This window comes from Cryobacterium roopkundense (genome assembly GCF_014200405.1).
GTDB classification, from domain to species: domain Bacteria; phylum Actinomycetota; class Actinomycetes; order Actinomycetales; family Microbacteriaceae; genus Cryobacterium; species Cryobacterium roopkundense.
In genome coordinates, this window is sequence record NZ_JACHBQ010000001.1 from 2,497,813 (window position 1) to 2,518,786 (window position 20,974).

The 20,974-nt window shown below is 66.4% G+C and carries 12 protein-coding genes and 2 tRNA genes; 5 read left to right on the plus strand and 9 right to left on the minus strand.

Annotation, left to right across the window (positions count from 1 at the left end):
* The first annotated feature begins 3 nt into the window (after window positions 1–3).
* Entirely contained in the window at window positions 4–1,158 is a 1,155-nt protein-coding gene (locus BJ997_RS11830) for a cysteine desulfurase family protein (protein ID WP_035834855.1), read from the plus strand.
* Window positions 1,159–1,165: 7 nt separating this feature from the next.
* Here BJ997_RS11830 and BJ997_RS11835 read toward each other — a convergent pair whose 3' ends face one another.
* The 5 genes from BJ997_RS11835 to BJ997_RS21950 all read right to left on the minus strand — a co-directional run bounded on the left by BJ997_RS11835 (window position 1,166) and on the right by BJ997_RS21950 (window position 6,626).
* Window positions 1,166–1,870 (minus strand): maleylpyruvate isomerase family mycothiol-dependent enzyme, encoded by a 705-nt coding sequence (locus BJ997_RS11835; protein ID WP_035834854.1) that lies wholly within the window; start codon window positions 1,868–1,870, stop codon window positions 1,166–1,168.
* Between the two features lie 89 nt (window positions 1,871–1,959).
* A tRNA-Met gene (locus BJ997_RS11840) sits at window positions 1,960–2,033 on the minus strand.
* Between the two features lie 241 nt (window positions 2,034–2,274).
* Window positions 2,275–2,348 (minus strand) — tRNA-Met (locus BJ997_RS11845).
* A 157-nt stretch (window positions 2,349–2,505) separates the two neighbouring features.
* Complete coding sequence (locus tag BJ997_RS11850) at window positions 2,506–5,421, minus strand: UPF0182 family membrane protein (RefSeq protein ID WP_236628710.1); 2,916 nt, start codon at window positions 5,419–5,421, stop codon at window positions 2,506–2,508.
* A gap of 95 nt (window positions 5,422–5,516) precedes the next feature.
* Window positions 5,517–6,626 carry a YlbL family protein gene (locus BJ997_RS21950; protein ID WP_035834853.1) on the minus strand — a complete coding sequence of 370 codons (1,110 nt, stop codon included), beginning with the start codon at window positions 6,624–6,626 and terminating at the stop codon, window positions 5,517–5,519.
* Between the two features lie 158 nt (window positions 6,627–6,784).
* On the opposite strand from BJ997_RS21950, the gene BJ997_RS11860 reads away from it, so the two are divergent.
* From BJ997_RS11860 to BJ997_RS11870, 3 genes are all read left to right on the plus strand, one after another.
* On the plus strand, window positions 6,785–8,149 hold the full coding sequence (locus BJ997_RS11860; protein ID WP_035834852.1) for a zinc-dependent metalloprotease: 1,365 nt from the start codon (window positions 6,785–6,787) through the stop codon (window positions 8,147–8,149).
* 213 nt (window positions 8,150–8,362) lie between these two features.
* On the plus strand, window positions 8,363–9,373 hold the full coding sequence (adhP, locus tag BJ997_RS11865) for an alcohol dehydrogenase AdhP (RefSeq protein WP_183323798.1): 1,011 nt from the start codon (window positions 8,363–8,365) through the stop codon (window positions 9,371–9,373).
* A 142-nt stretch (window positions 9,374–9,515) separates the two neighbouring features.
* A complete protein-coding gene (locus BJ997_RS11870; protein ID WP_152602053.1) occupies window positions 9,516–10,412 on the plus strand; it encodes a hypothetical protein in 897 nt (298 codons plus the stop codon).
* Here the strand turns inward: BJ997_RS11870 and BJ997_RS11875 are convergent.
* Window positions 10,303–12,063 (minus strand): ATP-dependent helicase, encoded by a 1,761-nt coding sequence (locus tag BJ997_RS11875; RefSeq protein ID WP_084140996.1) that lies wholly within the window; start codon window positions 12,061–12,063, stop codon window positions 10,303–10,305. The genes BJ997_RS11870 and BJ997_RS11875 overlap by 110 nt on opposite strands.
* Window positions 12,015–13,004 (minus strand): NAD(+) diphosphatase, encoded by a 990-nt coding sequence (gene nudC, locus BJ997_RS11880; RefSeq protein WP_035834850.1) that lies wholly within the window; start codon window positions 13,002–13,004, stop codon window positions 12,015–12,017. Before nudC ends, BJ997_RS11875 begins: the two co-directional genes overlap by 49 nt.
* Before the next feature lie 90 nt (window positions 13,005–13,094).
* Between nudC and BJ997_RS11885 the strand changes: the two genes are divergently transcribed.
* Window positions 13,095–14,303 (plus strand): phosphotransferase, encoded by a 1,209-nt coding sequence (locus tag BJ997_RS11885; protein ID WP_183323471.1) that lies wholly within the window; start codon window positions 13,095–13,097, stop codon window positions 14,301–14,303.
* Here the strand turns inward: BJ997_RS11885 and BJ997_RS11890 are convergent.
* Together BJ997_RS11890 and BJ997_RS11895 are read right to left on the minus strand one after the other, a co-directional pair.
* The gene (locus BJ997_RS11890) at window positions 14,198–17,596 is read right to left on the minus strand and encodes an ATP-dependent DNA helicase (RefSeq protein ID WP_183323473.1); all 3,399 of its coding nucleotides are present in this window, start codon (window positions 17,594–17,596) and stop codon (window positions 14,198–14,200) included. The two genes, BJ997_RS11885 and BJ997_RS11890, sit on opposite strands and share 106 nt — an antisense overlap.
* On the minus strand, window positions 17,593–20,946 hold the full coding sequence (locus BJ997_RS11895) for a PD-(D/E)XK nuclease family protein (protein WP_183323475.1): 3,354 nt from the start codon (window positions 20,944–20,946) through the stop codon (window positions 17,593–17,595). Before BJ997_RS11895 ends, BJ997_RS11890 begins: the two co-directional genes overlap by 4 nt.
* Window positions 20,947–20,974 lie beyond the last annotated feature (28 nt).

The following is a 20,974-nucleotide window of genomic DNA, read 5'->3' on the forward strand; positions in this document are numbered from 1 at the left end:
GCCGTGATCTACCTCGACAACGCGGCCACGACCCCCGTGCGGCGGGAAGCGCTCGAAGCCATGTGGCCGTTCCTAACCGGCGCATTCGGCAATCCGTCGAGCCATCACCGAGTCGGCGAGGCCGCAGCGGCCGCCCTGCTGCAGGCGCGGCGCAGCGTCGCCCTCTCTCTCGGCTGCCGACCCGGCGACGTGGTCTTCACGAGCGGCGGCACGGAAGCAGACAATCTCGCGATCAAGGGTCTTGCGCTCGGCGCGCTCCCGGCGGCCTCGTTCGGTGGGCACGTGATCACGACAACGATCGAGCACGAGGCCGTGCTCGAATCCTGCGACTACCTGCGGCGCCGCCACGGTTTCGAGATCACCTACCTGCACACGGATGCGGAGGGCCGCGTGCCCGCCGACGACCTCCGTGCGGCAATCCGCCCCGAAACCCGGCTCGTCTCCGTGCACTACGCCAACAACGAGGTCGGAACCGTCCAGCCGATTGCCCAGCTCGCCGCCATCGCCCGGGCTGCCCGGGTGCCCTTCCACACCGACGCCGTCCAGGCCGGCGGCTGGCTTCCGCTAGATGTGAACGTGCTCGGAGTGGACGCGCTGAGCCTGTCCGGTCACAAGCTCGGCGCTCCCCCCGGCGTCGGCGCGCTGTTCGTGCGCGGTCGCCTGCCGCTTGAGCCGCTGCTCCACGGCGGCGGGCAGGAACGGGGCAAACGCAGCGGCACCGAGAACGTCGCCGGCGCGGTGGCCTGTGCCACGGCCCTGGCACTGGTCACTACGGAACGCGTCGAAGCTGCTCAGCGGATCACTCTGCTTCGCAACGATTTCATCGCCGCGGTCCTCCTGGATACCCCCGCGGCGCGCCTGACCGGCCACCCCACGGATCGGCTCCCCGGAACTGCATCGTTCGTCTTTCCCGGAACCAGCGGTGAGGCGGTGCTCCTCGAATTGGAACGACGCGGCATCGTGTGTTCAAGCGGGTCCGCCTGTGCTGCCGGCAGCGATGACGCCAGCCATGTATTGACCGGCATGGGCTTCAGCGACGAGGTCGCCCGCACGGCGGTGCGATTCACACTAGCGGCCAGTACGACGGCGGAAGACACCGCCGAGGCAGCGGCATCCGTTGGGGCCGCCGTCGAGGCCGTTGCGGGGCTCGGCCGCTGAACCAGGGCTACAGCCAGCTCGGCGCCGTCGGGCTGTCGTGCCGGTTTGAGGTGACAGCCGAACCGGAACGGCCGCAGGCCCACCGGGTCAGCGCCGCCAGGTCACCGGTCACGACGTGCGGGTAGGCCGCCGCCTGGTCGCCATAGACGCCCCCTGCCGGCGACTCGAGCCGCAGACCGCTGATCTCACCGCGCACGGACCAGGACTCCACAACGTCGCCGAGAATGCGTTCGAGCACGGCTCCGGGGACGTCGCTGAAGTCCGCTGTCGTGTTAAGGTCCACGGCGTGCACCCACACTTCTCGGGTGCGTATCCAGATGGTCTCTGACACGGGAACCACGCGCCCCTGGGCCGTCTGGACCACTCCCGCCCAATTCTCCCCGGGAAGGTTCGTCCAGGCACTATCCAAAAGCATCCCCGAATGGAGGCAGAGTTTTCGCAACCCGTCGGGCTCGAATGCGGCGCCCGAGTCAATCTCTTCGTTTCGGGCTTCGCAGCTGGCATACATGGGCGTCTCCACGCCGGTTTCGGCCCAGGATACGAGGCGCGCGATCGCCAAGGCGTTGTAACCCACGTGCGCCGCCACGTGACGCCGGCTCCAGCCTGGCAGCAGCGAAGGGCCGTCCAGTTCGGCGTCGGAAAGCCCATTCAGCTCTCCGTCGAAGAAGGCCGTTCCGTGGCGGACCGTTTTCAGCATGTCATCGGTGCTCATGGTGCCACGCTATCGGAACACGCCCGACGCTCGGGATTAACGAGAGCTGGCCCGGAACCAGTGGTCCCGGGCCTTTCTTTTATTCTCTGTTGCGGGGGCAGGATTTGAACCTACGACCTCTGGGTTATGAGCCCAGCGAGCTACCGAACTGCTCCACCCCGCGACGCTGACCGCTCTTCGGCAATCATCCTACGAAACAGCCTAGTCGCACTGACTTTTCTCGATCCAGCTATGTTCGTTGGTGTATTTAGTTTAGCCCACTCCGACCGGATCTGTGGACGGCCCAGCAGGCGTGAGCCCGGCGACTATCCTCGACCCGGCTGCGCGAACCATCCGAACTAGCCAGGGGGCTAAACGAGGAAAGGCCCGGAACCATTGGTTCCAGGCCTTTCACTACTTTTCTGTTGCGGGGGCAGGATTTGAACCTACGACCTCTGGGTTATGAGCCCAGCGAGCTACCGAACTGCTCCACCCCGCGCTACAAGTACAAATTTAGCACACCCTGAAAGTCTGCGTGACCACTAGCCACTCCTAAGCTCAAATTTATGCCGGTTGGGTATTAAATAACAAGGGCCCCGCACCCGAAATCGGGGCGAGGCTCTTGTTATTCGCTCTGCGAGCAGTACCTGTGCGCGCTACTCCCCCAGCAGGGCGAGCATCTTCGCGATCGCATCAGACAACTTCGCGTCGGCCACACCGAAGGCCGCGAAGTCGCCGGACGCCAGTGCCGCCTGCTTTTCGCTGAGGGCCGTGTTGGCCGTGGCGAGAAGCGACTTGAGCCCGGCATCCGTTGCCGGGTCACCGGTCGTGGTCGTCGGGGCTTCCGTGGTGGTCTCGCCGTCTGTCGGGCTCGTCGTCGACGTGTCCGTCTCCGTCACGGGTACGACAGTGTCGCCGGCTGCGGCACCGGAGTCTCCGCCGAACAGCACGTCCAGGGCGCTGTCGAGGGTGTCCTCGAATGCGATCTGGTCGCCGAAGGCGACGAGGACCTTCTGGAGCAGCGGGTAGCTCGTCTCACCCGTTGACTGCACGTAGACCGGCTGCACGTAGAGCAACCCGCCGCCGACCGGGAGGGTCAACAGGTTACCGTTGAGCACGGTCGAGGAACCCTGGCGAAGCAGGTTGAGCTCGGTCGACACCGTCGGGTCGGCGTTAAACACGTTCTGCACCTGGCCGGGGCCGGGAACAGTGCCATCCTTCGGCAGCGTGAGCAGCCTCATCTTGCCGTATCCCTCGGCACGTTCTCCATCGGAGGCGCCGGCATCGGCGTCAACGGCGAGGTAGCCGTAGAGCACGTTTCGACTCGATGCTCCCGTGGCTTCAGGCTGGAACGTCGTGTACAGCGAGTACGACGGGGCGTCCTGCCCGGGTACCTGCATCGTGAGGTAGTACGGGGGCTGCAGGGTGGGGTTCGACGCGGGCGAGTCCGGGTCGTTCGGGGAGATCCAGGCGTCGTCCTTGGAATAGAACGAACCGGGGTCTGTGACGTGGTACTGGCCCAGGATCGCTCGCTGCACCTTGAAGAGGTCCGCCGGGTAGCGAACGTGGCTCATCAGGTCGCCGCTCATCTCGCTCATCGGCTTGACGGTCGACGGGAAGATCTTCTGCCAGGTCTCGAGCAGGGGCTCCTCGTCGTCCCAAGCGTAGAGGGTGACCTCTCCGCTGTACGCGTCAACGGTGGCCTTGACCGAGTTGCGCATGTAGTTGATGCTGTCGAGCGCGAACGGCTGCGGCGGGGTTTCGGTGTCGGTGATCGCGTCGCTCAGGCTGACCGGGGTCGAGTACGGGTAGTTCGCACTCGTGGTGTAGCCGTCCACGATCCACTTGACCCGACCGTCAACGACGGAGGGGTAGGCGTCGGAGTCGAGGGTGAGGTAGGGCGCAACCTTCTGCACACGCGTGATCGGGTCACGGTCGTACAGAATCTGCGACTCCTCGTTGACCGCGTTGGCCAAGAAGATTTGCTCCGACTGGAACTTGAGTGCGTAGATCAGCTGTTTGAACGGGTTGTCAAGCTTCGGTCCGCCGTCGCCGCTGAACGTGGTGTAGGTCTGGCCGGCGCCTTCGGTTCCCGACGGGTAGTCGAGTTCGATCGGGTCCTGGCCCTCCGGGGCTCCGACAATGGAGTATTCGGGCGACGTCTCACCGAAGTAGATGCGTGGTTCGAAGTCGCCGAGGGCCCCAGAGGTCGGGATGCCAGACTCCAGGAACACGGGCTGGCCGTCGGCGGAACGTTGGTTGCCGTAGGCCGCGACAACACCGTAGCCGTGGGTGTAGATGGTCTTGGAGTTGACCCAGGTGTTACCGGCGTTCAACCCGTCGAGGTTGAGGTCACGCACCGCGACGACGGTGTCCTGGGACTTGCCGTCGATCATGTAGCGGTCCACGTCGAGGTTGGACGGGAACTGGTAGTACTGGCGGAACTGCTCGAGCTGGCCGAACGAGTCGCTCACGAGGGCCGGGTCGAGAATGCGGATATTTGCGGTGGTCGTGGCGTCTTCCCGCAACGCGCCGGGCTCTGCGGTCGTCGAGGCGTTGTACGGGATCTCTTCCACGCCAGCCAGATCGTAGGCGTCGCGGGTGAGGTTGATGTTCTTCTCGATGTAGGGGGCCTCAAGCGCACGAGCACTGGGGTCGACCTGGAAGCGCTGCACGACCCAGGGGTAGAGCGATCCGATCAGCAGACTCGACACGATCAGGAGCGCGGTGCCGATGATCGGCAGGCGCCAGCGACCGATTACGGCGGTCAGTAAGAAGAGCAGGGCGACGACGGCAGCGATGCCGGCGAGGATGGCACGGCTCGGGATCGTGGCGAAGACGTCGGTATAGCTGGCACCGGTGAGGATGCTGCCCTGGTTGGTCAGGGTCGAGTACTGGTCCGTCCAGATACTGACAGCCTGCAGGAGCAGGTAAAGTCCGGCGGTAACGGCAATCTGCACGCGGGCGGCCTTCGAGATGATGATCTCGCGTCCGCTCACCCTGATGGACCCGTACAGGTAGCTCGTAGCAAGGGCGACGAGGGCAGAGATGAGCACAACCGCCGACGCGAATCCGAGTGCCGCCTGGTAGAACGGCAGGTCGAAGAGGTAGAAGGAGATGTCGAAACCGAACTGCGGGTCGGTGCGACCGACTTCACTGCGGTTCAGCCACATCAGCACAACCTGCCACTGCGTGGCAGCGGCGACACCGGCGAAGAGGCCGAGCAGCGCAGGGATGCCATACATCGCGAGACGGCGCAGCGGCTCGATGACCTGCTGGTAGCGATCAAGCTGGGAATTGAGCTTCGCGTACACCGGACGCATCCGGTAAGCGATCTGGATGCTAATCCAGACGGGAACGCCCATCGCGATGAAGCCGACCAGGAAGAGCACCGCGGTCGCGATCCACTGGGTCGTCAATACGTTGAGGAACCCCAGTTGGTCAAACCACAGCACATCGGTATACAGTCCAGCAAAGATAAAGAACAGGATCACCAACCCCGCCACTATCGCTGCCGTGATGGCAAGCGGGGTTCGGCTCCGTCGGGGAGCGCTGTCGGGTGAAGATGTCACGAATTGGCCTCATGCTCTGTCAGATCAGGGACTCTCCCATCTTAGTAAATCCAACTCCGGGTCAACACCGAAATAGGCCCTGAGCAGGACTCACATCATTTTGACGGGCAGGAAGGCAGGCCGCTCGTGTCCGCTCCGGTTCGAACCGCGTCGAGTGCCGTGATGGCTTCGTCGAGGGTTTTCACAGAGAAGACCGTGAGGCCGTCCGGCACGTGGCCCGTCACCTCGTCGCAATTGTCTGCCGGGGCCAGAAACCACTCCGCGCCGGCGTCCCGTGCCCCGTAAAGCTTCTGCTGGATGCCGCCGATCGGGCCCACGTCGCCGGCCTGGTCGATCGTTCCGGTCCCCGCGACGTGGGCGCCACCCTGGAGAGAATCCGGGGTGAGCTTGTCGATAATGCCCAGAGCGAACATCATTCCGGCACTCGGGCCGCCGACCCTGTCGAGTTCGAGTTCGACGGTGAAGGGAAACTGATAGGTCGTTGTCACATTGATGCCGAGCACGACGCTCCCGGCGTTCTCGATCGGCGTGACCTCGATGGTCTGGGGCGTACCGTCGCGCAGGACGTCCACGGCGACGGGCGCGTCGATGCCGGCGATCTGCAGCGCGGCCCGCAACTCCGATATGTTTCCGACTGCCGTGCCGTCGACCGCGGTGATGATGTCGCCGTCCTGCAGCAGTCCCTCTGCCGGGGACCCGTCGGGGAGGCTCACGACGGAGACCGTCGTGGGGTAGTCGTAGTCGAGGTGGGTGAGCGCCGCAGCGATCGCATCCTGCTGCGAATTCACCATCGCGGCCTGGTTCTGGGAGTCGCGTTGCTCGGTGGTCACGTCATCGGGGAAGACCTGGTCAACCGGAATGACGGCCTGGCTCGGATCGAGCCAGGCCGTGGCAACGGCGAGCCAGCTCGGCCTGGTTTCCCGGTTGCCGAAGACCGACACTGTGAGCAGGTCGAGGTTGCCCTCTGTCGGGTACACGGTCTCGTCGGGAATCGAGATGAGCGGGGTCTCGACGTCGTCGGCGTTGGGCGCCGTGCCGAGGGTGTTGTAGACGGGACCTGGTTCCTCGATCACGTACGGGGACGGCACAACGCCCAGGGCGATGCCGGCAACGAGGGCGACCCCGAGGATCGCCCATCCCTTCACGCCCCCGCGACGGCGGGGTTCGCCGGTGCGCTCGCTCGGCTGTTCGGTGAAAAGCGCCACCGCGTTACTTCCATCCTTGTGTCGGGTCGTGCTCTGTGTCGGCTCGTGCCGGGCTGTTCGCGACAGGCGGACAGCGCAACCCTCTACCTTAGGTCTATTCCCAGCTCCGGCGGGGTTCTCGCACTAGCGTAGAAGTACGTAACTGAGAGGTGCCTGAAGTGGCTGAAGACTCCCGACCCGATGAAGGTCAGAACCCCGAAGACGAGTTCCGCGACATGCTGCGTGACATTCTGTCGGGCAAGTCGTCGATCGATCCGAGCCAGTTGGCCGGAGCCGCGGGATTGGCCGGGGACCCGGCCAGCCTGGCCGCGTTGATGAGCCAGCTGCAGGGCGCCCTGAATAACAGCGCTGGCGGTGACGGCGTGAACTGGGAGATCGCTCTCACCCAAGGCCAGGAGCGTGCGGCCGCGGGCCAGCTCAGCCCGACGACCGAACAACAGGCCCAGCTCACGCAGGCCTTCCACATTGCCGCCCTGTGGCTTGACGACGTGATCTCCGTGGCCGAACTCACGGTGGAACCTCGTCTGATGACCCGGCGCGAATGGGTGACCGGCACGATGTCGCTGTGGACCCAGCTGGCCGAGCCAGTGGCCACAAGCATCTCCGACTCTCTCACCCGCGTGCTCACCGACCAGGCACCTGAAGAGCTGCAGAGCATGATCGCCAACGCCAGCCAGATCGTGCGCAGCATCGGCGGCACCCTGTTCGCCATGCAGCTGGGCCAGGTCGTCGGCCAGCTCGCGAGCGAGGTCGTGTCTGGCGGCGACGTGGGCATCCCCCTGCTCGGCGAGCAACAGGCCGCTCTGCTCCCGCAAAACGTCGCCGCATTCGGCGAGGGCCTCGACGTTCCGGCAGACCAGGTACAGATTTACCTGGCCGTGCGCGAGCTCGCGCACGCGCGACTCTTCCGCCACGCTCGCTGGCTGCGGCTTCACCTGATCAGCTCGATCACCGAATTCGCCCGCGGGATCACCATCGACTCGAGCCGGCTCGAAGACCTGGCCGCTGGCTTCGATCCGGCCAACCCCGAAGAACTTCGCCAGGCGATGGTGGACGGATCCCTCATCCCGCCTAAATCCGAGGCGCAGCTGCAGGCCCTCGGACGCCTCGAAACCATGCTCGCGCTCATTGAGGGGTGGGTCGACGTGGTGACCGTCGAGGCCACCAGCCGGCTGCCCAAGGCCGACGCCATCGCCGAGACCGTGAAGCGGCGCCGGGCCTCCGGCGGTCCGGCCGAGTCGGCATTCGCCACCCTCGTGGGGCTGGAACTGCGGCCGCGACGCCTGCGAGAGGCGGCGGCCATGTGGCAGGCCGTGACGGATGCCGTGGGCAACGAGGCGAGGGACGCCCTGTGGGCGCATCCCGACATCGTGCCAACCTCGGACGACATCGACGACCCCCAGGCACTGGTGGCCCGGCTCACAAGCGCCGCTCAGGGCGTCACACCAGAGCTCGACGAGATGGATAAGGCCCTCGAAGACCTGCTCAGGGACGACGGAACGGCACGCCCGATCGAGGAGTAAGCGAGCGCGCGAGAACAGGCGGGTTGTGATGCCGAGCGGCACCGCAACCCGCCTGCAACGTTTCCGCAACGTTGCCCGCCCTACTGTTCTGGGAACGGACAGAGACGTCCCAACCGAAGGAGCCAGGTCATGACTATTTACGCGCAGCCCACTCAGGACGGTGCAACAGACGAGTTCAAAGCTCGTTATAAGTCAACTCGCACACCCACAACAATGCAGGCGGCAGTCGTCAAGGAATTCGGACAGGACCTCACAATCGATGAGGTCGCCGTCCCGCAGCCCGGCCCCGGCCAGGCACTCGTCAAGCTCATCAGCTCCGGTGTCTGCCACACCGACCTGCACGCCGTCGAAGGCGACTGGCCGGTGAAGCCGAGCCCACCTTTCATTCCCGGCCACGAGGGAGTCGGCGAGGTCGTAGCCCTCGGCGACGGCGTCACCAACCTCGAAGTCGGCGAGCGCGTCGGCAACGCATGGCTCTGGTCCGCCTGCGGCAGCTGCCAGTATTGCCGTACCGGCTGGGAAACCCTGTGTGAGACCCAGCAGAACGGCGGCTACAGCGTCAACGGCTCGTTCGGCCAGTACATGCTCGTGGACGCCCGGTTCGCCGTGAAGATCCCCGCCGGGTCCGACCCGATTGAGATCGCTCCCGTGCTGTGCGCCGGCGTCACGGTGTACAAGGGCCTCAAGATGACCGAGGCCCGCCCGGGCCAGTGGGTTGTCATCTCCGGCATCGGTGGCCTCGGACACATTGCCGTCCAGTACGCCAAGGCCATGGGCCTGCGCGTGGCGGCAGTCGACATCGCCGACGACAAGCTCGCCCTGGCCAAGAAGCATGGCGCCGAAATCGTGGTGAACGCCCTCAACGAGGACCCGATCGCGGCCATCCAGAAGGCGACCGGCGGAGCACACGGCGTTCTCGTGACCGCTGTGCATCCGGCGGCGTTCGGTCAGGCCATTGGCATGACCCGTCGCGGCGGCACCATCGTCTTCAACGGCCTGCCGCCGGGAGACTTCCCCGCACCGATCTTCGACATCGTGCTCAAGGGCCTCACCATCCGCGGCTCGATCGTGGGCACCCGGCAGGACATGGAGGAAGCCCTCGCGTTCTATGCTCGCGGTGAGATCCACCCGACCGTCACCACGCGCAAGCTCGGCGAGGTCAATGAGGTGCTCGAGGAGATGAAGCGCGGCAAAATCGACGGCCGCGTCGTTATCGAGTACTAGGACAGTCCGAAAGCCCCTGATCTACCAAAACGCCCCCGTTGTGTCGTGAGTCCCACCACACAACGGGGGCGTTTGTGTATCCGCGTGAACGTGGGGCTGTGGATAACTCCCGGGACGGAGACGTCGGGTGCATCATCGCTCCATGGTGATTCAGCTGAACCCACTCCTCCCGGTTGTCTGGCGAACTCCCGACACCGTCCAGGTAGGCATCGACAACCCCGTCGTCATCGTCACGGGAGTGACGGCCGGTCTCGAAGCCGTGCTGTGGGCGCTTCAGTCGGGACTGCCGAGGTCGGGAGCCATCCTCATCGGCACCGAGGCCGGCGCATCCGTCGCGGCCGTCGAACGGCTCATCGACGAGCTGGCCCCAGCACTGCGAACGTCCGTGCCGCGTCACGGTGACGAGATCGGTCCTGTCGTGGTCGACACAGTGCTGGTGGACGGAGCCGGACCGACATCAGAGCGACTTCGTGGGTTGCTGCATGACCTGGGCGTGCCGGTTGGCACGGCGCCCGACACGGCTTCGGGCGACGACCCGGCACTCGCCGTCTTGATCGGCCACTACGTTCTCGAACCGGCCAGGCACACGCGCTGGCTGCGCCGCGACGTACCGCAACTGCCCGTGGTATTCAGCGACACCGAAGTTCGCATCGGCCCGCTCGTGGAACCGGGCAGCGGCCCCTGTCTCCTGTGCGTCGACCTCCACCACCGGGATCGGGACCCGGCCTGGCCCGCCCTGGCCACCCAACTCCTGCGCCGGCGCGCCGAGACGGAGACCTCGACACTGGCCGCCGAGGTGGCGGCACGCACGGGTCTGCTCGTGCTCGAGCGCCTGATCTCGGGCGCGTCGATCCTGACGGGAACCACTGAGTTCCCGGCTGCCTCCGCCGAGGCCTACTCGCTCGTGATCAACGCCGTCACCCGTGCCGTCACGCGCCGCGCACACCGCCCGCACGTGCGGTGCGGCTGCCGATCTCTGTCAGAAACCGAGATCGCTCTCGGCCCGAGCGCTGTTGCTGCCCGAGCCTGGACCAGCTGAGCGCGAGGCGTTTGCGGGCACGGGTGATGCCGACATACAGCAGACGTCGTTCCTCATCAATCTGATCGAAGGTGCTCGCGTAGCTGATCGGCACGAGTCCTTCGCTCAGCCCGATGACGAACACCACGTCCCATTCAAGCCCCTTTGCCGAATGCATCGTGGCGAGTGTGACGGCCGAGACCGTCGGCTCGTGCTGGCCGGCCTGGCGTTCCATGAGCTCGTCGGTGAAGGCGCGGAAAGTGGTTCCGGGTGCGGCCTGGTCCACGAGCCCCATGATGGCGTTGAGCGATTCCCACCGGTCGCGCACTGCGCCGCGTGTCTCCGGCGCGGTTTGGCTCCAGCCCAGAGACCGAAGCACGTCACTGACGGATTTGAACAGTGGCTCGCCCATGATCGAAACGGATGCCGCCCGCAGGCTCATCACGGCCTGCTTGACCTCCTGCAGATCGAAGAACCGTTTCGCTCCCCGAATCTGGTAGCTGACGCCGACATCGCCGAGCGCCGTTTCGAGCAGGGCTGCCTGCACGTTCACTCGAAAGAGCACGGCGATGTCCTCAGGCTTGGCACCACCCTCGATCAGCTCGACGATGTGCTGGGCAACCCCCCTGGCCTCGGCCATATCGCTGGCATAGTCATGCACCTGCGGATCGACGCCGACCTCCGCGGATGCCGCATGCAGGGTGAGCGCGCCGGGACGCCCGCGCATGAGCTGATTGGCCGCCGCGACGATCGGCGGCGTGGACCGGTAGTTCTGTTCCAGGCGCACGACAGTCGCGTCTTCGTAGCGTTTGGGGAAATCGAGCAGATAGTCGCTGCGGGCGCCCGCAAAGGAGTAGATCGTCTGGCTGGCGTCGCCCACCACGCACAGGTCTCGTCGGTCGCCCAGCCACAGGGCCAGCAGGTCGTGCTGCAGGGGCGAGACGTCCTGATATTCGTCGACGACAAAAAATCGATACTGCTCCCGCACCTGCAGGGCCACGGAGGGCTCCGCCTCGATCATGCCGGCCATGGCCAGTAGCACGTCTTCGAAATCGATCTGCTTGCGCTCGTCCTTGAGCCGTTCATAGGTCTGCTGCATGGCTACAACCTGCTCGAGGTCGAGCCGGCCAGGAAGGCTGCGACTGGCGATTCCCGCCGCATACTGGTCGATCCCCAACCCTGATGTCTTACGCCATTCGATCTCGGCTGCGAGGTCGCGCAGCGTGGCCGTGTCGAGTTTGAGGTGCAGGGCCTCGGCAGCGTGTCCCAGCAGGCGGCCCTTTCCGTCCAGAATTCGCGGGGCCACCCCTCCCACGACATGCGGCCAGAAGTAGTTGAGTTGCGACATTGCCGCCGCATGGAAGGTGCGGGCGGCGACCCCGCCGGCGCCGAGTTGGCGCAATCGTCCGCGGAGTTCGGCTGCGGCCCGGGACGTGAACGTGAGGGCCATCACCCTGTTGGGTGCGTAGGCACCGGTCATCACTCCGTACGCGATGCGGTGCGTGATGGCCCGGGTCTTGCCGGTGCCGGCACCGGCAAGCATGCAGACCGGACCGATGAGGGCCTCGGCGGCGACGCGCTGTTGATCGTCGAGTCCGGCGAGCAGCGACGCAGCGGTGATCGTCACGGCAACCGGGATTCCGCCCGCGAAGCGGGCGTCCCCGTGAGCCATTGTTCAATCATGGCGTGGGCGATTGAGGACGCCCCCGGCAGAATCAGCCACTCGGCGGCATCCCGCAGGTCCTGCCTGCTGAACCAGCGCAGGTCGAGGATTTCCTCGCCGTCGGGCAGCAGGTCCGCCGCGGCCTGATCGTCGGCCAGCCGGGCCGTGAAGCCGCACATGATCGACGCCGGGAAGGGCCAGGGTTGGGATCCGAGATACACGGGGTCGGTCACGCGCAGTCCGGATTCCTCAAACATCTCCCGCACCACGGCCGCCTCGAGCGGCTCGCCCGGCTCCACAAAGCCGGCCAGGAGCGAAAACCTGTTGTTCTCCCACAGGGCGTTTGAACCGAGCAGAAGGCGGTCCTCACTATCGGTGATGAGCACGATGACGGCGGGGTCGGTGCGCGGAAAGACCTGGTTTCCACAGGCCGGGCACCGGCGCACCCAGCCGGCATCCTCGATCGTGGTGGCAGCCCCGCAGCGTGGACAGAAAGCGTGTGAGTCGTGCCAATTCACCACGCCGAGCGCCTCGGTGAAGAGTCCGGCATCTCGATCGCTCAGGTCGGTGACCACGGCACGCAACCCCGCCCAGCGCGCTTCATTCGGCTCGAGGGCGGCGGCTTCCTCGTCACTCAGCACGGCGGCAACGAGTCGGGTGCCGACCGGCTCCGCCGATTCGGGAGAGAGCGACCGGCCCAGGTACACCCGGAGCGCCGTCACGGGAACACGATGGGTCGGCACGAGCTCTAGCCGGGGCGACGACGACCTGGTTAGAACCTCGGAAACGGGTGGCCACTCGAGCAACGCCTTGCCGTGCCACAGCACGAGAACGCGCGTGTCGGCATCCGCCCCGAGATCGTGCAGCAGGCCCGGTGTGGCACGAACTGTGTGATCGCGGTCGACGGCGTGGCGCGACAGCGGCAGCCGCGTCGTGAATCTGAACGACATGGGTGATTTCTCCGGGCTTTGGCGCATGGAAATTTTGTGCGGGCGTGGCGAACAGGCTCACCACAGGCAAGTCGACCTAACCTAGGAGGCATGGCCAGATCCCCTCTCACTCTAGCCGCGTTGGCCACGTCCGCCGTCTCGGGGCTCGACGTCGCCCAGGCGCGTCGACACAGCGCCGGCGCGCACGGAATGTTCGACTCGGCGCTCATCGTCACTGCCGACAACCGCACGCTGATAATTCGCGTACCCAACAGCCAATCCGCCGAAACTGAACAGTCCGCCGACCTCGTGGCGCTGCGCGCGCTTACCGCGGGCAATCGCAGCAGACTCCCTTTCGACGTTCCCGAATTCGTGGGGCAGACCCCGATCGCCGGAACGCGCGCCATCGTATACGAACTCTTGGCCGGCGACACCTTCGACGCGGATGCCCTCACCGGGCACGAGGGTGTGGCAGGGTCGATCGGGCGCGGCATAGCCGCCATCCATGGCCTCCCCACGGCATTCGTGGGAACCGCGGGGCTGCCCCAGCAGAGCGCAGAGCAGTGCCGCACGTCCACGATCGAGATCATCGATCAGGCGGCGAACACCGGCTATCTGCCCGCCGCCCTGCTGCGTCGCTGGGAACAAGCCACGGATGACGACGCCCTCTGGCAGTTCGCGCCGACGGTCGTGCACGGCTCGATGTCGGCGGATTCGCTGCTCATCACGGACGATTCAGTGTCCGGTGTGCTCGGCTGGTCCGGCCTGTGCGTGGGCGACCCCGCGCGTGACCTGCACTGGCTGCTCTCCGCCCGGGGGGAAGCAGCCGAAACGGCGATCTCCGCGTACACGGCTGCCCGGCAGAGCGGTGATACCCGCATCACGCAACGCGCCCTGCTCTACGCCGAGCTTGAGCTGGCCCGCTGGCTGCTGCACGGTACATCGACTCGCAACCAGTCCATCGTGGACGATGCGGTGGTGATGCTTGACGGCCTGGTCGAGACAGTGCACAGTCACACGATGCACCCGCTCTCTCCCGCGACCGGTCCTGTGCTCGATGTGGCCGACGTCGAGAGCATGCTCGACCAAACGCCCAGACGCGCACGAGACCGCACCGGCGCCCAGCCCCGCGACAACTCGATGCACACCGACAGCTACAATTTCTCCGACCTGCAGTCGGGCGAGTTCAATAGCGTTGAGGCTCACGACACCGCTCAGTCGCCGGTGCCGGCAGACCCCACGGACGACGCAACCGGACCGATTCCCCTTCCCGACTCGGTCACCGAGGACCACGCCCGCAGAAGATCTGCCTCCGAATAGAGCCGGTCGGGGGCCACGATGATGTCGTCCGCCACGAAATAGAACACCGCAGTGACGAGATCAGGATCGATCCCTTTCCAGCGGGCATAGGCGAGGCGGTAGAGCGCGAGCTGGGTCTGCTTGAGTTCCAGATCGGCGGCGTCTGTGGGTGCGCGCCCGGTCTTCCAGTCCACGACCTGGTAGCCCGTCTCGGTGCGGTAGACCGCGTCAAGCTTGCACACGAAAACCTGCCCGGCGAGCGGATGATGGATCTCGATCTCGACCTCTTCCGGCCGGCGGTCGCCCCACGGAGACCGTTCGAAAGTGGCCTTCAACCGCTCGAGCGCCTGCTCCTCGGCGTGCGTCCAGTCCACGGGCGGGGTGCCCGCGTCGTCCGTGTCTCCGGCGGCCAGATCGAGGCCGTCGATTTCGTCATTCCCCGCGTCGATGACGTCGCCGCGGGCCGATGCCCCTCCGCGCTGTTCGACCCAGGAGTGAAAAAGGGTACCGAGGCGCGTCGCCCGGTAGGGACGCTCCGGCATTGGGCGGCGCAAGCGAGCCGCGACCCCGGCAGGGTCGTCGACATAGTCCTTGAATCTGGACGCCGGTATTCGCGTGGGCAGCGGGGCTTCGTCGGTGCCGGCGAGTCGAAGCGATCGTTCCCGGAGTAGGAGCGTGACGATGTGCGACCAGCGGTTCTCTCGAGCCAGATCTGTTTCGGCTGCCTCGCGAACACGATCCGCCGCGGCCTCCACAATTTGTCGCCGCACGCCCAGAGGGTCGAACGGCCACACCTCTGCGCCACTCTGCGTGTCCTCGGGTTTCTCGGTCACGTCGCTCGTCTCGGGGATCGGGGCGATCAGCCCGGCCGCGGCCAACTCCAGCAGGTATCGGCTCGGTGCGCGCTGGGTCGTGCCCAGGCCCCAAAATGATCCTGTCAACAGCAGCTCGCTCTGCGAGCGCGTCGTCGCCACGTAGATGAGCCGTCGTTCCTCGTCGTCATGACGGGCCGCAAGCTCCGCCTTATACAGGGTGAATGCCTGGTCGTAAGACAGCTGGGTCTCGTGCTCGCGCCACTCGAGCTGCGGAAGCTCCGTACGGTCGCCGCGGAAGACGTACGGGAGTTCGCCGAAGCGCATCCACCCTGACGAGTCCCGGCTCTGGGCGGGCAGGCTCTTTTCGGTGAGGTTGGGAATCGCGCAGTAATCCCATTCCAGCCCTTTGGCACCGTGGATGGTCAGGAGTTGCACAGTGCCTTTCTCGGCTGCCTCGAGGCGGGGGCCCATATCGTCGGACTGTGCGGCGCGACCCAGCCAGCGCAGAAAATTGCCGAGGGTGCCCTGTTCGTCGCTGTCAAGGAACCCGGACACCGTGTCATGGAAAGCGTAGAGGTTGGCGAGACCCAGCCCGTTCGATTCATTCGCCACCAACTCGATGTCAAGCAGGAGCTCCTGTTCGATCAGCCTCACAAAGTCGAGAAGAGGCAGTCCGGCCCGCGAGCGCAACCAGGCGAGTTGGCGCCCCGCCGCCCGCAGTCGCGTGCGGCCGATGTCGGTGAACGCGGCGAACTGGCCGTGCATCTCCGGGGCAGCTGCCAGGAAATCGAGCGCGTCGACGAGAGAACTCCCCTCGTCGACGCCCACGGATGCCCGCATCTTGTCGGTCAGTTCCTGGGGCACCGCCTGTTGCGCCCAGTCATGGGCCGCGAGCCAGCGCGCCACCCCGGCGAGCGCCGCGAGGTCGCGTACGCCGATTCGGTACCGTCCGCCGCTCAGCAGGCGCACGAGTTCGCTTCCGGCCGCTGGGTCGTGGATGACACGTAGCGCGCTGACGACATCGGCCACCTCCGGAGTGGACAACAAACCGCCGAGGCCGAGAACGTGCGCGCGGACGCCGTGCTCGCGCAGCACCTCCGCGAAGAATTCCATGTCTCGGCGGGCCCGAAAGAGCATCGCGCCGGACCTGTGGCTGCCGGCCGGCATCCGCTGCGCAAACCACTCGGCTGCGGCCCGCGCCTCCTCGGCCATGGTTTCGGCCATCACTGCCTCTACCCGGCCCTGTGCCTTTCCGGCAGGAATCGTGAGCGTCTCGACCTGGATACCGTCAGGGCGCGCGCGAAGGGCTTCGCTCAGGGGGGCAACCAGGGCGTTAGCAGCGTCGAGCACCGTCACCGGATTACGCCAGGTGACCGAGAGGCTCATGGCGGGCGCGGCCCGGTTGGATGTTCCGGCGAAGTCCTGGGAAAAGCCGAGCAGGTTGGCCGAACTGGCGCCGCGCCATCCGTAGATGGACTGGTGCGGGTCACCCACAGCCATCACGGGGTGTCTGGCGAAGAGAGTGTGCAGCAGCTCGGTCTGTAACACGGAGGTATCCTGGTACTCGTCCAGCAGCACGACCCGATAGTTATCGCGGTACCGCGCCACGACGGAGTCGACCTTTTGGCATACCTGCAGGGCCAGGGCCACCTGGTCGGAGAACTCGATCAGGCCGAGGCGTCGCTTCTCATCGCTGTAGCGGGCAGCGAGGTCGGCGAGGACCGCGAGCGGGAGGACGGCCGCGAGCGAATCGACGACGGAACTGTACGGAATCTTCTTTCGCGGATTGCCGTACGGCAGATCGGTGAGGTAGTCGAAGCCGACGGCGAGCGCTCCCAGGTCGTGGGGCACCCTGGGTTCTCCGCGACGGAAATCGGGCGGGTTTTCGGCGAGGGCCCGGCTCAGTGAGAGCACAGCGTCGGTCACAGCGTCGACGTTCTTGCCGAACGGCACCAAACGAGCATCTCCGTGCTCGACCACGACGCGGCGGGCGAGGAGCCACGCAGAAGTCTCGGTGAGCAGCACAGACTCGGGTTCGCGGCCGAGGAGGAGCGCGTTGTCGGTGAAGAGCCGACTCGCGAAGGAGTTGTACGTGGACACACTCGGAGTGTTGAACAGATCCCCGGCGTCGGCCACCTCCGCCAGAGGCGCGTCGGCGCCAGGCACGTCGGCGCCGAGAGCCTCCGCGCTCGGCAGCAGTCCCGCGGCGTCGAGCTCGAGAATGCGCCGGTTGATGCGCTCGGACAGTTCCCCGGCAGCCTTGCGCGTAAACGTGAGGCCGAGCACCTGATCGGCGCGGACGTGGCCGTTCGCGAGCAACCACAGCACCCGGTTGGCCATGGTCTCGGTCTTGCCGCTGCCAGCGCCGGCGACCACCAGCGTGGGGGCGAGGGGAGCCTCGATCACGGCCTGCTGTTCACGGGTGGGGGCGGGCAGGCCGAGCGTGCCCGCGATCTGGAGTGCGGAGACGGGTGGTCGGGTGGGACGTGCCTGGTTCATGTACTGACCTGCTTGATGACGTGGATGCGGCACGAGCCGTGCGAACGGGGGTCGAGGCAGTGCGAACTGATCTCGGCCAGAAAGGTGGCTCCGCCCATGCCGGTCGCATCGGCGATCACCCTGCTACGAAAGGCCTCGATTTCGTCGGGACTGAACGCGGGCTGGGTGGGATTGCGGTAGTTCTGCTTGGCGGTGCCGGAGGATACGATCACGAGCCGCGCGCCGGCGAGGGGTGTGTCGTGCGGGATGCCGGCGATCGCTCCCTCGGCGAAGGCCAGTTGATAGGCCCCGAGCTGCGGATGTTCGACGACCCCTGCGTCGCTCGTGGGGTCCCCCCTACCGGTCTTCAAGTCAACGATGACCGCCCGGCCGTCACTCAGGCGTTCCACCCGGTCGATCGTGCCCGAGAGCACGGCGCCGTTCACGTCGAGTTGGAAGGTGCCTTCCGCGCTCAGGAGCTCGCCCCCTGTGTGCTCGAAGTCGAGCAGATAGGAGGCGAGACGGTCGGTGAGCGCCCGCGCTTCGACCTTCTGCACGCGGGACTGCCACTCGGCGTCGAACTGAAGCTCGTCCCACCGCGCCTCGACGCCCTGCCAGAGGGCTTGCGGGGTGCGGTCGGTGGCGTCTTCCATCACCTTGTGAATGATGGTGCCCAGGTTCGCCGCGGTGTTTGAGTTGCCGCCGCCGACTTGGCCGATGAGCCAGTGCAGCGGGCAGGTCTCGAACGCTGCCATTCTCGACGGGGACACGCGCACGGGCTTGTCGCCGGCCTCTGGATCGTTGAGCGGACGCTCCGTGCTCGGCTCGGAGAGTCCGTACCACTGCGTGACAGCAGCCCCGGGAACGTTTTCGGCGGCGAGCCTCGCCAGCGTGGCCGCGGCATCCGCTGACCGGATTGCGGACTGTGCACCTGACCGGGTCAGGTCCGCACGAAGCCGACCGGCCAACCCACGCAGGGACAGCGGATAGCGACTCAGGTCCTCGGGGTCGCCCGACGGAGCGTCGGGCACCGGCAGCAGGCGCAGGAAGGCCGAGGGTTCGTATTCCTCGTTGCGGATGCACGTGACGAGCAACTCGCCGCGGGCGCGGCTCGCGGCCTGCGCAAACATACGCAATTCGTCGTGCAGCACCTCGAGGCGGGCGTCCCCTCCGGGCAGGCTTCCGCCGGACGCCAGCGCCCCGAGGTCGCCGGCGCCGAGCAGTGAACCTCGGATACGCAGGTCGGGCCAGACATTCTGCTGAACGCCCGCGAGCACCACAACCTCGAAGTCGCGGTTGATCGTGCCGCTCGGAGTCGATATCGTGACGGCGTCGCCCAGTGCACGGGGCGCGAGAGTGTCCTCCGGCACGTCAGTGTCGACCAGATGCTCGAGAAACAGCACAGGTGGCGCCCCTGGGGTGCGCTCCACGTAGCGTTGGGCCGCCGAAAACAACGCGACGACGGCATCCAGATTGTGATGTGCCTCGTCGGCGACAATGCCCGTTCCGGTGGACTCTTCCTTCCATTCCCGGGCCAGGCCGCTGCGCTGCCACAGACCCCACAGCAATTCCTCGATGGTGGCGCCGGCCCTGTGCTCAATGGATGCCTGTCGCAGGCTTTCGGCGCAGCTCGCGGCCCGCCGTGCGGTGCGGTTGTCGATGCCGGCCAGCAGGCCGGGATCGGTGAAGACGGCGGCCAGCAATTCGTCGGAACTGCGGTAGCCATGCCCCGACGGACTCGAGTCCGGCCCTGTGGAGTCCCGCTCTGTGGAGTCCGGCTCTCCCGAGTTCGGCTCTGTGGAGTTCGGCTCTCCCGAGTCCGGCTCTCCCGAGTCCGGCCGGCCGAGTTCCTGCTGCCGAAGCGCCGCCCGAAGGCGACGAAGCGTAATGGGATCGAGCCCGCCAAGGGGCCCGCGTAGCAGCTCCGTGGCGGTCTCAGCGCCCAGCGCACGACGGCCGAGAGTCACCTCAAGCGCCAGGATGAACGCCCGCACCGCGTAGTCATCGCGCAGGGCGGTCTGCGCCGTCGCCACCTGGGTGGGCACTTCGAGGGCCGCGAGTCCTCGGGAGAGCGCCGGCACGAGCGAGCCGCTGCGCACGATCACGGCCATCTGACCCCAGGGCACCTCCCCCATCACGTGGCGTTCCCGGAGTCGCCTGGCGATCACGGCGAGTTGCTCCGCCTGGCTGTCCACAATGACGGTGTGCACGCCGTCATCGGCCGTCTCACCTCGGCCCGCCGACGTGGGGGCCTCGCCCGTCGAGGCACTAACGGAATGGGCACTCGAGGCCGCGCGGTGGGTTCCCGCCGCCGCGGTTCCGATGCGGTGCGTGATCTCGCGCACCACCTCGCGGACGGCGCTGCCATGCCGGTAGACGGTACCCAGTATGAGCGGGCGTTCGACCGGGGCGTTGAGGTAGGAGCCCAGACGGCCGAGCGTGTGCGGGTGGGCACCGTGGAAGGATCCCGTTGTGATGTCGGGATCGCCGAACGCGACTACGGAGACTCCCCTGGCCACGAATTGGGCGAGCAGACCGAGTGTTGCCTGGGTGGTTTCCTGTGCGTCGTCCAGCACGATGAGGCGGATGCCGGCGAGCGTTCCGAGCAACTCCGCACCTGCCACACCGGCCGGTGCACGTGCAACGACCGCCGCCGCGTACCGAGCAAGCTCCGTCGAATCGTACTGCCCGGGCCGTGTCTGGTCTTTGATGTCTTCGTAACCGCGAATGAACTCGGCCGCGGCCACCCACTCCGGGCGTTCCGCCGTTCGACCGAGCCGCGCCAGCTCCCCCGGGGTTACCCCGTATTCCACGGCACGCATCATGAGGTCCCGCAACTCCGTGCGGAATCCGCGCAGTCGCCGTACGTCCCCGCCGAGAACCTCCGGCCACACCGGCACCTGAGGATCGATGGCCTGAGCCTGGTCGGTCTCATGCCCCGCCAGGAGTTCCGCGATGATCTGGTCCTGCTCACCGCCCGTGAGCAGCGTGGGCGCCGGCCGACCGGCGGCGGCCTCGGCGCCGCGAACGATCTGAAAAGCCACCGAATTGGCGCTGCGGGCGAGAGGGCCGTTCGTCGGTATGCCCAGCCGGAGACCCAGCCTGTCTCGCAGGGTCGTGGCCCCCGTCCGCGTGGGCACAAGCACGAGCACCTGCCCCGGCGCGTATCCGCGCAGCAGGATTCGGTCCGCGACGAGTTCGATGAGGGTGCTGGTCTTACCCGTGCCGGGAGCACCGATCACAGCGCACGACGCGCCGTCAGGCAGATCCACGGCGGCGCGCTGGGTTTCGTCGAGCACGACGGTTGCCGGTCCGAGGTTCGAGGGGCTCGTTCGGGCATCGATGACGTCGGCCAGAGGGGAGGTGTTCACAATTCCACGGTATCGGGTTGCGCCGACA